Genomic DNA, 14,277 nt, shown 5'->3' on the forward strand with positions numbered 1-14,277 from the left:
TAATTCTTCGTTTTAACACTCTCAAATATTTAAAAGATTGAAAAGGTCATGACAGAGAAGAAAGCTCAGAATGTATTGGGCAGTGAATTGCAGCTGTGTTGTAGTGATCCATTAACCGGGTTTATGAGAGACGGGTTTTGCAACACAAATCATCTTGATATTGGTACTCATGTTGTGTGTGCAGTTGTAACAGAAGCGTTTTTAACGTTTACACGCTCAAGAGGCAACGACCTAAGCACGCCGATACCTGAGTATAGTTTTCCAGGGTTAAAACCTGGTGATGGTTGGTGTTTATGTGCACTTCGCTGGAAAGAGGCATATGAAGCAGGCGTTGCGCCACCGGTAAAACTTCATGCAACCCATGAAAAAGTTCTGGACTACATTCCCCTTGATATCCTAAAAGCACATAGCTTGGATTAGCAAATCCATTTATCTAAAAAGGTTAACACAAGCGTTAACCTTTTTTTGTTTTTAATTTCGGTGATGAGCTGAATTAAAAACGGTAGCTTAAACCTAAACCCAATGTAAATGTATCTAGGTCACCCATATCCATGTACTGGTAAGATGCATTAATGCCGATGCCATTATTAAAATCATACTCCCAGCCCAGCTCAGCAAACAAGCCTACACCATCATCAGAATTTAGTACTTTGCTATTTTGTTTAATGTCGTAGTCGTAAAAGTTCGCACCTAACTTAGCATAAAGGCTATTGTTTTTTGTTAGGTAGTATTCACCTTTACCTGCAAACACTAAGTTACTGTACTCAAGTTTATTCGCATCTAAATTAAACAGCGGCTTGTCGTTATTTTTGCATGTGAATTTATTATCATCGATGTCTGTACATTCCCAGTCGTCAGCTTCACTACCGCCATTTAAACCGACTTCTAAAGCCAACATTGGTGAAAACTGGTAGTTATAGTAAAGATACGCCTGACCAACACCGTCACCGTCTTTGCTTGAGCCTTTGTATTCTGCACCACCACCAGAAAGTTGAATACCAACTTTGTGTTTTTCTTCAGAAGCCTGAGCTTGGCTCATTAAAGCCGTTGATGATAGTAAAGCCAATAATAATAGTGCGCGAGTTTTCATGATGAACATTCCTGTTTGGTTTTGATGTGCTCATAGTAGAGCGCAAGCTTGTTAGAGTCTGTTGGAGGAATGTCAGCGGTTGTAGGTGGAATGTATGAGAATGTGAAAAAGTGTCAGATAAGATGTGTAGATATTTCAATTTCTTATATTTTTGGCTAGTTTACTGAAAAAGTTCTCATAGTCTGACTTAGCTGCTCATAAATCTCTTGGGAAATTGGGTTACGCAGACTTTGGCTGCGGATCAAAGCGATATTAGCACCGGGCAAAGTGGGTAACTCTGTGTTACTTAACACGCTATAGTCTGCGGTAGATATATTTGCGATTGCACCGATGGCGACACCTTGTTTTACCAAACCCAATAAAGCAGTAAGGCTGCTACAGCTCGCGACGACTTGAAAGGGAATTTTTGCTTTCATAAGCCCCTCAATGGCACCTTGATGAAAGCGACAGTCAGGTTGAAATACTGCAATCGGCAAAGGTGATTTAAGGTGGGCCGTGTGCTCAGGGTTATACACCCATACACCTTTGTCTTGGCATATGAGCTGACCTTCTTCTGAGTCGGGGGAGCGGGTAATAAGCCCAAGATCTAAATCGCCCGCATCCAACAATTGCTTGATTTTAAAACTCGGTAAACAGGTTACTCTTAAGTCTAGGTTACTGAATTGTGCATGCAGGTGCTGGATCAGCACTGGTAAAAGGTTGTCGGCATAATCATCTGGGCAACCCAGTCTGAGAAGCGTATTGCTCGTGCTGTGACGCATCGTCTGTAAAGTTTCATCATGAAGCTGCAATAGCTGTTTTGCATAGTGACTAAATTGGCGACCATCTTGGCTCAGGGTTAATAATCGACCTTGTTTTTCAAATAGGCATTTACCGACATCGTCTTCGAGCTTTTTCATCTGCATACTCACGGCAGCTTGTGTGCGATGCACCTGTTTTGCAGCGCGAGTAAAACTGCCTGTTTCTATAAAAGCTAAAAAGCTGCGCAGCGCGTCAATATCCATTGTGAGTACCTATTCGATTTTCTTATAGGTTGTATAAGAATAATCAGTTAGTCAAGGCTTATAAAAATACTTAACCTGAGCCCAGGTTATTTTCATTGACGTTAAATCACGATACAGCAGTTAACAAGGAAATCATATATGCAGCTATATATCGCTAATAAAAACTACTCGACTTGGTCATTAAGAGCTTGGCTTATGCTAGAAAAGTCAGGTGTTAACTATGAAGAGACTACGCTCAATTTAGAAACGCCTGAATTTTTTAGCACGCTTAAAAATATTACGCCAACTGCGAAAGTGCCGTGTTTGGTAGATGGTGATAGCCTTGTGTGGGAGTCTCTCGCAATTTGTGAGTATATAAGTGAAACTTATTTATCAGGGGAAGGTTGGCCGAGTGAAATCAGTCAAAGGGCAAAAGCAAGAGCGCTTGCCTCTGAGATGCATGCAGGGTTTAACGCTTTACGTAACGAAATGCCGATGAATATCCGTGCTAAGCGTAAACTTGTCTTGAGCGAACAAGCAAAGCGTGATATTCAACGTATTGAGCAAATATTCACGGAGCAATATGAGCAACATCGAGGCTGGTTATTTGGTGAGTGGTCTATCGTGGATGCCATGTATGCGCCAGTGGTGTTACGTTTTCAGACTTATGGCATTGAGCTTAATGAGTTGGCAACTGCCTATATGCAGCGAGTGCTTGAGTGTCCAGCTTTGCAAAAGTGGATCAAAGCAGCCCTTGAAGAAACTGAATGGGTGGAAATGGATGAAGCTGGAGAAGATATTACCTAACGCTCATCATTCTCCATACGCCCATTCATCTTGTTCTAACCAAAATATTTTGCCAAAGCCTGCGATAAAGCGGGCTCTTACCATATTCAATTCCCAAATATGAAAGTCGGTTAGATCTTTATATTGCTCGCTACTTGGGAAGTATTCTACAAATTGGGCAATTAAACCTTCACTGTCATCTCTAGCAAATTTAGTGGCCTCAGCGACGAGGGTTAAGCGCGACATTTGTGGGTCATTACTGTCTTGTTGCTCGAAGACTGTCAGAGATAATTTGTTGTCATGAGACAAGTTTTTAGCATGCTGAGCTATATCGCTAATGAATAGATAGATTTGTCCCTTGGTATTAGCAAAAAACTGTACAGTTGAACCAAACGGGAAGCCTGGTAAAGTATTTGAATGAGTAGAGAGCACCGCAATCTTAGCGTTGGTTAGTAGCTGCTTGGCTTCTATCAGGGCTTGTTCGCGCATGGCGCTCTCCTTATTTAGATAAATGTTACTTCGGCTCGACAACCTTGTTCAGGGTTACTTTGTAATGAGAATTGCCAATGGTATTTTGCACAAATATCTTCAACGATTTGTAAACCTACACCAAACCCTTCATAACCTCTGGGCTTTTCATCAAGTCCTATACCTGAATCTATCACGATGACACCTGATTGACTGACGAATAAATCAACTTCGCCATTAAAAGTGCAGTTTATGGCATTGTCTAATAGATTATACACAAGCGTCTGCAACAGGATTGCTTCACAGTTTATCTCAAAAGGTTCTTGTAATTGCCAATGTAAAGTGACTTGATTCGCCTGGCATTTACTTTGTAGGGGTGCAATAAGTGTTTCAACCCACCTATTATCGAGTGTAATTGGAGTAGGCGCGAGTTCTGACTCTCTAGCCAAACACAAAAAGGTGTGAATTAATTCATTCACGTTATCTAAGGCATTATTGATGCCTTTCAATTGTTTATTGTCGCCATGTCGCTTTTGTAACACAGACACATTACCCTTAATGGCCATCATAGGTGTTCGCAATTCATGGCTAACATAGCGAGTAAAGGTTTGCTCTCGATGGAGCATTTGTTTCATCCGTTGGCGATAATGGTTCACAGCCGTCTCGATGTGGTAGATCTCCGCGCAACTTTTCTCATTGACAATGTTTGTATCTAAATCATCTTTGTTTTTATCGCTGATATGATGCACTAAATCCTGAAGCGGTTTTGCTAAACGGCCCGCTTGAATACGGATCAGATACGTTGCGAGTAAAAAAAGTAAACCACCAGCACCGGCAAAAATAACCTCAACTTTTAATAAATCAGCATCACTCCACTCAATTGGGTTCACATCCTCTACGGCATAATAGGTGTGTGTCTGACCATCTAAAGCGGCTGCATATACACTAAATTCACTGTCATCATCAAACTGGAAAGTTTGCACACCCGTCCAACCCTCTGAGATAGCTGCTTGTATCTTTTGGGGTAAAGATGAGTAATCTTTGTAGAGTGTTAGGAGTGGGTTTATCTCTATCTCAGGTGTTTCGGTCGTTGCAAACTGTTTAAAATGGTGGGGGGCAATAATACTGAGTCTCTGCTCGCTACTACGATTCTCGGTATACATAATGGCAGAGCTCAATACCAATGTATAAATTGAGATAAGCATAATTGCGCCGAGCCATGTGGCTCTAAAAAGCTGTTGTTTAAGCGTTTTCATCTGTGATCAACTTATAGCCAAACTTAGGTACGGTTATTAACATGTCTTGCTCGAATGGTTTATCAAGTGCTTTACGCAATTGGTAAATATGTCGGCGTAATAGATCTTGGTCCGGTACGTCATCGGGCCAAAGTGCATGTTCAATGGCCTCTCGAGTGACTGGGTTCGGGCTTTGTTTCGCTAGTGTTAGTAAAATTTTATAGCCACTGGGATTAAGTTTGATTGACTGACCGGCTCGGCTGACTGATCGAGTATTTAAATCAATCATTAATGAACCCACATTTAATTGTGTTTTAAAACCAACGCCTTGGGTGCGTCTGATAACCGCTTTGATCCTGGCTTCTAAGAGCATAAGATCAAAGGGCTTAATGATGTAGTCATCCGCACCGCAATTTAAGCCACCTAGCATGTCTTGTTGGGTATCTCGGGCTGTAAGCATGATGATTGGGGTATTGTTTCCTTGTGCGCGTAAGCGTTTACAAATTTCGATGCCGTCGAGACCAGGCAGCATGATGTCTAAAATAATACAGTCATAGCGATTAGCGCAGGCCAATTGCAGCCCCATAATGCCATTGGCTGCATAGTCTAATTCATAATGTTCTTCTTCAAAGTAGTCGAAGATGGTCTCAGCGACTTGCTGAGAATCTTCGACCAATAAAATGCTCAGCGACTTTTCTGTGTGCACGTCAGTAGCACCCCTTTTTGACTCGTGTTAATGGTTAAGCAGGTATGCGTGCTGGGTAAAGTGAGTATCTTTTTTTGTGTATGTGTCAGCACCAAATAGCTTTGTTTCTGAGTATTAAGTATGTCTGATAGTTCAGCAACTTGCTCAATTAATTGTGCTTTGCCACAACTGTAGAAGCGTGCTGAAAATGGTCGTTTTTCTATATAAAAAACAGGCACCGAAGGGCAAGGCTTCGCAATCACTTCGAGTAGTTCGATTTCAGAGTACTTACTGTGCCAGCCTTTAATGACAGCTGTGATGATTAAACTATATAGTGCTAAACACACTAGACCTATAGTCAAAAACTGCTTATCAGCCGTTGTTTGTAATACGGGTCTATTTGAAACAGCTAGCTGTTTTTCATGTGAAAACATGATGGCCATCAATAGTGCAAATGCAGGTAAGCCTGGAAGCACGTAGGCAGATAAAATATTATTCGCCAGTGTAAACAACAGCATTGGTGCAATGGCCCAAGCAATCAGGTAGCGATTCAGATCTATTTTGCATAAAGCTTTTAGTTGTTTCGGTGCGGTGAGTAATTTGAAGATTAAGATAAACGACCACGGACATGCCACACCTAGCCAGAATAGCCAGATAGTGCCTTTCGTTTCTAGATGAGCACTGCCATATAAGTCACCTTGCCAACCTGGTTCTAAAAAGCGTTGAATATGCTCGCCAATAATGAAGTAATTTATAAAGCCCGGCGTCTTTTGCTCAGCAAGCAAATACCATGGCGCAAAAGTTACGATAAAGACGGTGAGCCCTAACACCCAAGGTAACGATTTGATGGCATTGAGTAGCTGGTTTTGCCAAATAGCCCAAACGACAAGAGCAATCCCTATGATAACAACGGCAACAGGACCTTTGATAAGCATACCTAGTCCACATGCGAAGAAGAAAACAAGGCCTGCGAGGCGGCTTTTTTCTGTATAGCAGAGCCAAAAGCTGGTCATGGCTAAAGTACTTGCAAAAAGGAGTGCCGGATCGGTCATCACCATGCTGGTGGCGACAAAAAAGCCCAGACACGTTACCAAAATAAAACTGCTATATATGGCGAGAGTCTGACCAAGGATACGTTTGGTAAATGCAAAAAGTAATGCAACCGTTGCCGCGCCCATTAACCAATGTGCAAAGCGCGCGCTCCATTCATTGATACCAAATATCTCAAAGCTGAGCGCTGTGATCCAAGTATGGGCAGGTGGCTTGCCCCAAAATGGCACATTGATATCAAACCAAGGAGTGATCCAATCTTGGCTTTGCACCATCAATCTGGCTATCTCTGCATATCTTGCCTCTGTGGTATCGTACAGGGGATACATGCCTAATGTGAATAACCTGATTAATAGCAGTAGTGCAGTAATGACCAACAAGCAATGACTAAACCTCATGGCGCTGCTCCGCAGTGTGACAAGGTTTATAGTGCTCTGTCATGACTAAATAGATAGGTCGCTGTTTTGCTTCGGTAAACAGCCTTGCAATGTATTCCCCTAGAATGCCAATCGCCAGCAATTGAACTCCACCCAAGGCGAGCATAGTAAGCATCATACTCGGGTAACCTTGTACGACTTCGCCGAATACCAGGGTTTTTATCACCACCCAAGCGGCAAAAATGAAGGCATATAAAGACACTAATGCCCCCATCCAAGTTGCAAAACGCAGCGGTTTGACACTAAACGAGGTGATCCCTGAAAGAGCAAGCTTGATAAGTTGAAAGTAGTTCCACTTGGTGGTGCCAGCTGCGCGTTCGGGGCGTTCAAATTCTAATGTTATTTGTTTAAAGCCGGGCCAGCTCATTAAACCTTTCATGTAGCGATTTCGCTCTGGGAGTTGTTTAATTGCCTCAACGACATTGCGAGATAATAACCTGAAGTCTCCAACATCCTCAGCAACTGGGCTATCTGATACCCAGTTTAGAAGGCGGTAATAAGCATGCGCACTGGCTATTTTGAACCAAGACTCGCCTTGACGACTGGCGCGTTTCATATTGACCACGTCAGCACCGTGTTGCCAAGCTTGTATCATTTCAGGGAGCAATTCAGGTGGGTCTTGTAAATCGGCATCAAGTAGCACCACGGCATCACCTGTTGCATGTTCAAGGCCTGCTGTAACGGCAGCTTCTTTGCCAAAATTTCGGCTCAGCTGTAAGCAGCGAACATCACAGAATTGATGGGTCAGGCTTTGTAGAATTTGCCAAGAGTCGTCATGACTGCCGTCATCGATATACACAAGCTCAAAACGACATTGTTTAATACTCGCGCTCACCGAGCATACTCTATGGTGAAATGCCCTGAGCACCTCTTGCTCGTTAAATACAGGCACAATGAGGCTGATAACAGGCTTTTTTGGCGACCCTGCTTTTTGTTGTTCAATGGATACTGCTTTTTGAGATTGTGTATCACTAGAAGGGCTCAGCTTAACCAATGAAAGTGGTGTCATTTTGACTACTCCGAGTTGTTCAATACGCTCAGTTTAAACAGGAGAATGTCGAAAAAATGTCGCTCAGTTGTAGACATTTTTTAGACCAGCCTTTTTGTAGTTTTTAACGGTGTTTGTCATTTTGGAGATAAATGTTTGGGTCAGCAGTTTATTAAGTTTGCCATAGTGGGGGTCCTCGGTTTTGTCACCGATCTCTTGATTTTTTATCTTCTGGTTTTTATGAATATAGAGGGTTTGCTGGCACGGGTATGTGCTTTTTGGTGCGCCACAATAGTGACTTGGTTGGGTAATCGTTTTTTTACTTTTGCAGCTTATGATTCAGATTGGTTTAAACAATTTATTCGGCATCTATCGGTGAGTCATTTATTTGGGATGGTGAATATCAGTGTGTTTTATTGCCTTAGTTTGATTGCACCACTCTTTTTGGCTTTTTTGGTGGGTACGGCAATAGCCATGCTTGGGAATTATACTTTTAGTAAGTTTTGGGTATTTTCTGAAAAAGATGAAAAAGCCGCAACCTGAAAGGTCACGGCTTAGCACTACTTTTACATATCGAAGTGACGATTGAAGAAGTTTGTGATCGTCTGATGTAAGTGTGTTTGTACTTTTTTACCACGTAAGCTGTGCTTTGAGCCTGGGTAAGTCATCATCTCAAATGGCTTAGCATCGTCTTGCAGTTGCTTAAATAGCTTAGTTGCGTGTGTAAATAATACATTGTCATCGGCCATACCGTGATAGATCATCAGTGGACCTTTTAAGCCATCAGCATACGGGAATACCGCACTCATTTCGTAGCCTTTTGCATTTGTCGCAGGGTGACCTAAATAACGCTCAGTGTAGTGTGTGTCATACAGTGCCCAATCAGTTACTGGTGCACCAGAAACACCCGCTTGGAAGTAGTCGCCTGCTTTGAACATGGTCATAAGCGCCATGTAACCACCGTAACTGTGACCATAGATACCAATGCGGTTTGCGTCAACATAATCTAGCGTGCGTAAGAACTCAACGCCGCGGATCTGATCTTGTACTTCAACTTCACCTAAGTACTTGTAGATAGGATCTTCAAACTTTTTACCACGATTGTAAGAACCACGGTTATCTAATTGGAAGATCACATAACCTTGCTGTGCCATGTATTGGAAATATAAGTTTTTGCTACGCCAGCTATTAGTTACACGTTGCGCGTGTGGACCGCCGTAAACGTTTACCATAACAGGGTGTTTCTTACCTTTTTCCATGCTCGCAGGTTTGAAGATACGGTAGTGCATCAGCTGACCGTCTTCAGCTTTAAGTGTGCCGTACTCTGGCTCAACTAAGTTGCTTAGGTAAGGTGTCAGTGGGTGCTTGTCATCTAGTTTGTTTTCTTCTAACCAAGTAATGAAATCACCGTTTACTTTACGTAAAGCAACCGAACTTGGTTTGTTTACTGATGAGCTCTTATCGATAAAGGTTTTAGCATCTTTTGCAACAACAACACGGTGGAAACTGCCAGGTTGAGTGATGCGCGTGATATGACCTTTTTTGAATAGCGGTACGCTGTAAAGGTGGCTTTCTAATGGCGTATCTTTACGACCAGAGAAGTAAACAATGCCTTTTTTCTCATCGATTGCCTTGATGCTTTCAACAATCCAATCACCTTTTGTGATTTGGCGAATAAGCGAGCCGTCTGTGCGATATAAGTAAAGGTGCTTAAAGCCATCGCGCTCTGAGGCCCAAACAAAATGCTTTTTGTCTTTTAAAAAGCGAAGGTCAAAATGCAAATTAATCCACGTATCGCTGGTCTCAGTCAGTGCCACTTTTTGTGTTTTACGTTTGCTGTCGTAGAAACGCAATTCAAGTTTCTGCTGAGAGCGATTTTGCCATTGGTATGACAGTGTTTTATTGTCTTTTAACCACTTAGCGCGGGCAATATAAATATCTTTGTCTTCGCCAAGGTCAATCCAATCTACTTTTTGGTCGTTTAGCTTTACCACACCCAGTTCAATTTCTACGTTTGGTGTGCCCGTGAACGGGTAACGTTGGTTGAAGAGCTTTACTTCATCAGCGTAAATCTCGTTACGAATGGCTTCTTGTACTGGGCTTTCGTCGATACGGGTGAAAGCAATCTTGCTCTCATCACCAGACCACCAGTAACCCGTCATACGGCTCATTTCTTCTTGGGCTACGAACTCAGCCATACCATTTTTAATGGTGCCGCCACCGTCTTTGCTTAATTGAATTTCTTTACCTGAGCTCAACTCTAGGGCATATAGGTTTTGCTCACGAATGAACGAAACAAAGTTACCTTTTGGCGAGAAACGCGCATCAGTTTCAAATGCTTCAGTGTTAGTTAGCTTTCGGCTTTTGCCCGATGCAATTTGGTAGTAGTACAAGTCGCCATTAAGTGGGAAAAGCAACGCTTTACCATCTGCTGACCATTTGTATTCTAAAATACCACGACCAAAAATACGCTGGCGTTCACGACGGGCTTTTTCTTCGTCAGATAAGGTTTCAGGACCAGAGAAAAGTGCTTGAGAGTCAACTAATAGGCGATTTGTGTTGTCTTTTAAGTTGTATTCCCATAAATCATAACGGTTGTAGTCATCCACTTTACCTTGTAGGTAAGTAACACGACTGCCGTCAGGAGAGAACTTAAGTTGCACAGGGGCTTTACCAGCCAAACCTGGATCATCAAAAATACGCTCTAGGGTTAATGGTTGAGCAACGGCTGTAGTTGCAGCGGCCATTAACGGTAAGCTTAGCGCCATTGATTTGAATGTAATGCGCACAAAATCACCTTGTTAGTTATTAAAAGTAGAGCGATGGTAACGGCAAGCATGGGCATTGGCAATGTATTAGGATAAAGTGAGCAATATAATTGAAAGAGGATCTTTATTATGGCATTTGAATTAGCGCCTGAATTACAACGAGATTGCATTGAACTGGCTGATTGGTCACTGTGCAAAGTACTCTTGATGAACGACAGTCAGTACCCTTGGTTTATTCTAGTACCACGTGTTGAAGATTGCCGTGAAATCATTGATTTAGATGAAGCACTACAAGCTCAGTTTTGGCAAGAATCGGCACAGCTAAGCCGCACATTACAAGCGGTATTTAGCCCAGATAAGCTCAATGTTGCAGCGCTAGGTAATATGGTCCCTCAGCTACATGTTCATCATATCGCTCGCTTTACCAATGATGTTGCTTGGCCAAAACCTGTGTGGGGACTTCATCCTGCTAAACCTTACACCGACGAGCAAATTGCTGAACTTAAAAAGGTGTTCTAGCTTCTAATAAAACCTATAGAAAGTAAAAGTATGAGTCGTGAGTATAAATATCAAAATGAAACCGGGACTAAAATCGGCAAGTGGTATTTAAATCGACTCGACTATTTTGAGTTTTATGGTTTTCCCAGTGAGTGGAAAATAAAAGCGAAGTGCTTAGTCTGCTTAGGCTTTTCAATTTGGCTAATTAAACTCCTGCCGGCTTTCTTTGCGCCAATACAGGTTTGGGTGGCGTATGTATCAATCCGTACTTTTGTTATTTTGATTGAAAAAAAGTGTCGTTACCGTGGTTACTTTCTCTTTCCTGAAAAGATAATCAATTTTTTTAGAGAGTACCGAAAAGATGTAGATGTCACAGACTTTGATAGCTTGGCAACCGCAGATAAAGCAGATCAAGGAAAGGATCTGGCTAATAAACGTTTTAAGGATAAACATTATTAAAAAGCCTCACGGTTGTGAGGCTTTTTAGCTTTGCTTTTTAACCTTAGCTCAGGTTATTTAGCTGGTTTGTTTTTAACATACTTCTCTAGCCATTGATCTTGCTCCCATAACAGATGCATTATGCTTTCTTTGGCACGATAACCATGTGACTCTTTTGGCAGCATAACCAGACGAGCTGTTGCACCTAAGCCTTTAAGTGCATTGAAATAACGCTCACTTTGCATTGGGTAGGTGCCACTGTTGTTGTCTGAGTCACCATGAACAATGAGTAGCGGTGTTTTCATTTTGTCAGCATGCATAAATGGCGACATAGTGTAATACACCTCTGGTGCTTCCCAGTAACTACGCTCTTCAGATTGGAAACCGAAAGGCGTAAGAGTTCTGTTATAAGCACCGCTTCGTGCAATACCTGCTGCAAATAAGTCTGAGTGCGACAATAAATTTGCTACCATGAAGGCACCATAGCTGTGACCACCAACTGCAACTCGATTTCGGTCAATGAGGCCTCGTTTATCCACCGCGTCAATCGCAGCTTTGGCATTCGCAACGAGTTGAGTTCTAAAGGTATCGTTTGGCTCTTCGTCACCTTCACCTACGATTGGGAAAGCAGCATCATCTAGCACCACATAGCCCTTTTTAACCCAGTAAATAGGAGAACCCCAGAACGGATAAGTGAACTCATTCGGGTTTTGGGTATTTTGGCCTGCGCTACTCTTATCTTTGTACTCTCTAGGATAAGCCCACAAGATCATAGGGTACTTCTTACCTTCCTGATAATCAGTTGGCAGATAAAGCGTACCAGTTAGGTCAAGGCCGTCATCACGTTTGTAGGTTATAACTTCTTTTTGTACGTCTTGAATGCTTTTGAACGGGTTTTCAAAGTCAGTGAGTTGTTGCAGCTTATTTTGACCCATCTTTCTAAAGTAATAGTTAGGGTAATCGCTACTTGATTCGATACGCACAAGTAGCTGTTTTGTATCTACATCAAAGTCACGTAAATCTTCGATTCTGTCAGTATACTCAGAGCGATATAGGCGCTCAGACTTTTGCGACTTTAGGTCGAATTTATCTAAGAATGGGAACTGGCCATCTTTACTAAAACCATCACCTAATAAATAGACTTGGGCATTATCAATATCCATAACACTTCGGCCGTATTGGTTTCGCTTAGTTACAATATTACCAGGATCGCTATATCTGTCTTGATAGTTACGATCTACAATTGTGATTGGTTTTTGGGATGCATCAGAGGGGTTAAATAAATACTCTTTAGTATTTCGTGTATTCCACCAGTAGTCGACGGCAATGGCGTTATTGTCATCACCCCAAATAATATCCGCATAGCGATTCTGTGTTTTGACTAATAAACTTGGTTTTCCATCGAATGGTGCTGGCAACTGACTTACTTTATCACGGAAAGCAGCCTCTTTTGCAGGGTCACCACCATCAAGTGCCTCTACAAACGTTAATGTTGCTGGCTTGTCATCACGCCATTGGATACTTCTCTTACCTTCACGTGTGGCCATAAAGCCTTTAGGTAAGTCTTCGATAAGTGGTACTTTTTCGATATCAGTGACTATTTTGCCGCGTTTAGTATAGACGGTAGAGGTCATTGGAAAGCGACGATAAGGCACTAAATATGAGAAAGGTCTGTCGTATTCAGCAACTAAGACATAATTACCGTCTGGCGAGAATGTAATACTGCCATACATGCCAGGCTCAGCCCAATCTGTGACTTTTCCTCTCAGCGTCACTTTTCTTAATGATGAACTCGCAAGTTGTTCAAAATTAAATTCATCATTTTTGTTTTTAAGTAAATCTTGGTAAGTACGGTTTTGGGCTTTTTTACCATCGCTAACACTGATGGTTGGTCCAACAGGTACTGCTTGTTCAGTATTGATGAGCGGTTTACGATTCTCCGGTAACATTTTTACGATGAAACCTGAGCTATCCTGAAGCCAATCGATTGGGTTACCCATATTTGCGTTTAACGTTGCATCGGTTAAACGGCGTGCTTTGGCTTTCTTAATGTCTACAACCCACAGCTCAACACCTGTTTCAGTAGTATGTGTCATCGCCATATATTTCTGGTTAGGTGACCAACTGAAATTAGTTAAACGTGGATTAGTAGGCAGACCACTCACAGTCTTAATTTTATTTTTACCGACAGGCTGGATTTTTACTTCATTAAAGTAAGTAACACGACTACCAATATTAGTGACAGGGTTTATACGTAAGCCAGCCAAACGCATCTCTTTAATAGATAAGTCGGCAATTGACTTATAGCCATCACGATAAATGAGCAACATATTTTCGCGCTTATCATCGATTAAGGTATAAGGGGCCAGTTTTACGTCTACGAGCTCTTTTATTTCTTGTGAAGGTTCTTGATAAACCAATGCATCGTTATTGGCTGCAATACTGGCAGAGGTTGCCATCATCATTGCAGCACTAAGTAGTAAAATTTTAGGGCGCAAAGTCTTAACTCCATTAATATTCTTTAAGTTTGATACACTATCACAAATAATCAATTTCAGGTCGCTTGAATGTAACGAATTGTTAATTAAAACACTGGGTTGGAAAGCTGTGTCCTACGGGAAAATATAAGACTTTGCTTTTTGGGGATATATGCATGACCATTAATCCCACATAAATGGGTAGGCTAACTTTCTTTTAGTGTTTGGGTTTTATGGGTACGGTTTGGGTGTAAGATACAAATGGAGGATTACTTTACTGAGTCTTCAATTAGTGTATGAGGTCAGTTTTCTAAAGTAGAAGCTCTGAATGTCAGTCATATAGCGTTACTGTAAAGACTTGGTTTAGTTTCATG

The 14,277-nt window shown here is 41.8% G+C and carries 14 protein-coding genes; 5 read left to right on the forward strand and 9 right to left on the reverse strand.

The genetic code is table 11. The annotated features are described in order from the left end of the window. The first annotated feature begins 48 nt into the window (after positions 1–48). Positions 49–420, forward strand: a complete 372-nt coding sequence (locus ABMY35_RS07290) for a DUF2237 domain-containing protein (RefSeq protein WP_349285601.1) — start codon at positions 49–51, stop codon at positions 418–420. A gap of 73 nt (positions 421–493) precedes the next feature. Here the strand turns inward: ABMY35_RS07290 and ABMY35_RS07295 are convergent, their stop codons facing one another. After that, positions 494–1,090 (reverse strand): porin family protein, encoded by a 597-nt coding sequence (locus tag ABMY35_RS07295; protein WP_349285602.1) that lies wholly within the window; start codon positions 1,088–1,090, stop codon positions 494–496. Between the two features lie 155 nt (positions 1,091–1,245). Then, on the reverse strand, positions 1,246–2,094 hold the full coding sequence (locus ABMY35_RS07300; protein ID WP_349285603.1) for a LysR substrate-binding domain-containing protein: 849 nt from the start codon (positions 2,092–2,094) through the stop codon (positions 1,246–1,248). 138 nt (positions 2,095–2,232) lie between these two features. Between ABMY35_RS07300 and ABMY35_RS07305 the strand changes: the two genes are divergently transcribed. Continuing rightward, positions 2,233–2,880 (forward strand): glutathione S-transferase family protein, encoded by a 648-nt coding sequence (locus ABMY35_RS07305; RefSeq protein WP_349285604.1) that lies wholly within the window; start codon positions 2,233–2,235, stop codon positions 2,878–2,880. Between the two features lie 6 nt (positions 2,881–2,886). Here the strand turns inward: ABMY35_RS07305 and ABMY35_RS07310 are convergent, their stop codons facing one another. Genes ABMY35_RS07310 through ABMY35_RS07330 form a run of 5 tightly spaced genes read right to left on the reverse strand, consistent with a single transcriptional unit; the run spans position 2,887 to position 7,743 of the window. Next, entirely contained in the window at positions 2,887–3,348 is a 462-nt protein-coding gene (locus ABMY35_RS07310) for a pyridoxamine 5'-phosphate oxidase family protein (RefSeq protein WP_349285605.1), read from the reverse strand. A 14-nt stretch (positions 3,349–3,362) separates the two neighbouring features. Further along, positions 3,363–4,583 (reverse strand): HAMP domain-containing sensor histidine kinase, encoded by a 1,221-nt coding sequence (locus ABMY35_RS07315; RefSeq protein ID WP_349285606.1) that lies wholly within the window; start codon positions 4,581–4,583, stop codon positions 3,363–3,365. Further along, entirely contained in the window at positions 4,570–5,250 is a 681-nt protein-coding gene (locus ABMY35_RS07320) for a response regulator transcription factor (RefSeq protein ID WP_349285744.1), read from the reverse strand. Before ABMY35_RS07320 ends, ABMY35_RS07315 begins: the two co-directional genes overlap by 14 nt. Next, positions 5,247–6,695, reverse strand: a complete 1,449-nt coding sequence (locus ABMY35_RS07325; protein WP_349285607.1) for a glycosyltransferase family 39 protein — start codon at positions 6,693–6,695, stop codon at positions 5,247–5,249. The genes ABMY35_RS07320 and ABMY35_RS07325 overlap by 4 nt, the downstream gene beginning before the upstream one ends. Then, positions 6,685–7,743 (reverse strand): glycosyltransferase family 2 protein, encoded by a 1,059-nt coding sequence (locus ABMY35_RS07330; RefSeq protein WP_349285608.1) that lies wholly within the window; start codon positions 7,741–7,743, stop codon positions 6,685–6,687. The genes ABMY35_RS07325 and ABMY35_RS07330 overlap by 11 nt, the downstream gene beginning before the upstream one ends. Before the next feature lie 135 nt (positions 7,744–7,878). On the opposite strand from ABMY35_RS07330, the gene ABMY35_RS07335 reads away from it, so the two are divergent. Beyond that, positions 7,879–8,265 (forward strand): GtrA family protein, encoded by a 387-nt coding sequence (locus ABMY35_RS07335; protein WP_349285609.1) that lies wholly within the window; start codon positions 7,879–7,881, stop codon positions 8,263–8,265. Between the two features lie 23 nt (positions 8,266–8,288). Here the strand turns inward: ABMY35_RS07335 and ABMY35_RS07340 are convergent, their stop codons facing one another. Further along, positions 8,289–10,490, reverse strand: coding sequence for a DPP IV N-terminal domain-containing protein (locus ABMY35_RS07340; RefSeq protein ID WP_349285745.1), 2,202 nt, complete (start codon positions 10,488–10,490; stop codon positions 8,289–8,291). Between the two features lie 129 nt (positions 10,491–10,619). Here ABMY35_RS07340 and ABMY35_RS07345 point away from each other — a divergent pair, with 129 nt between their 5' ends. Together ABMY35_RS07345 and ABMY35_RS07350 are read left to right on the forward strand one after the other, a co-directional pair. Beyond that, positions 10,620–11,009: an HIT domain-containing protein gene (locus tag ABMY35_RS07345; protein ID WP_349285610.1), complete on the forward strand. Its 390-nt coding sequence runs from the start codon at positions 10,620–10,622 to the stop codon at positions 11,007–11,009. A gap of 30 nt (positions 11,010–11,039) precedes the next feature. After that, positions 11,040–11,447, forward strand: a complete 408-nt coding sequence (locus tag ABMY35_RS07350; RefSeq protein WP_349285611.1) for a hypothetical protein — start codon at positions 11,040–11,042, stop codon at positions 11,445–11,447. Positions 11,448–11,500: 53 nt separating this feature from the next. Here ABMY35_RS07350 and ABMY35_RS07355 read toward each other — a convergent pair whose 3' ends face one another. Then, positions 11,501–13,924: a prolyl oligopeptidase family serine peptidase gene (locus ABMY35_RS07355; RefSeq protein ID WP_349285612.1), complete on the reverse strand. Its 2,424-nt coding sequence runs from the start codon at positions 13,922–13,924 to the stop codon at positions 11,501–11,503. Between the last annotated feature and the right edge of the window lie 353 nt (positions 13,925–14,277).

This window comes from Pseudoalteromonas sp. BZB3, assembly GCF_040104455.1.
Classification (GTDB): Bacteria; Pseudomonadota; Gammaproteobacteria; order Enterobacterales; family Alteromonadaceae; genus Pseudoalteromonas.

Bases quoted from the DNA above. Each gene is read 5' to 3' on its own strand.
- ABMY35_RS07345 (WP_349285610.1), top strand. From the start codon at position 10,620: ATGGCATTTGAATTAGCGCCTGAATTACAACGAGATTGCATTGAACTG.
- ABMY35_RS07315 (WP_349285606.1), bottom strand. From the start codon at position 4,583: ATGAAAACGCTTAAACAACAGCTTTTTAGAGCCACATGGCTCGGCGCA.
- ABMY35_RS07305 (WP_349285604.1), top strand. From the start codon at position 2,233: ATGCAGCTATATATCGCTAATAAAAACTACTCGACTTGGTCATTAAGA.
- ABMY35_RS07310 (WP_349285605.1), bottom strand. From the start codon at position 3,348: ATGCGCGAACAAGCCCTGATAGAAGCCAAGCAGCTACTAACCAACGCT.
- ABMY35_RS07330 (WP_349285608.1), bottom strand. From the start codon at position 7,743: ATGACACCACTTTCATTGGTTAAGCTGAGCCCTTCTAGTGATACACAA.
- ABMY35_RS07325 (WP_349285607.1), bottom strand. From the start codon at position 6,695: ATGAGGTTTAGTCATTGCTTGTTGGTCATTACTGCACTACTGCTATTA.
- ABMY35_RS07340 (WP_349285745.1), bottom strand. From the start codon at position 10,490: ATGGCGCTAAGCTTACCGTTAATGGCCGCTGCAACTACAGCCGTTGCT.
- ABMY35_RS07350 (WP_349285611.1), top strand. From the start codon at position 11,040: ATGAGTCGTGAGTATAAATATCAAAATGAAACCGGGACTAAAATCGGC.
- ABMY35_RS07295 (WP_349285602.1), bottom strand. From the start codon at position 1,090: ATGAAAACTCGCGCACTATTATTATTGGCTTTACTATCATCAACGGCT.
- ABMY35_RS07290 (WP_349285601.1), top strand. From the start codon at position 49: ATGACAGAGAAGAAAGCTCAGAATGTATTGGGCAGTGAATTGCAGCTG.
- ABMY35_RS07300 (WP_349285603.1), bottom strand. From the start codon at position 2,094: ATGGATATTGACGCGCTGCGCAGCTTTTTAGCTTTTATAGAAACAGGC.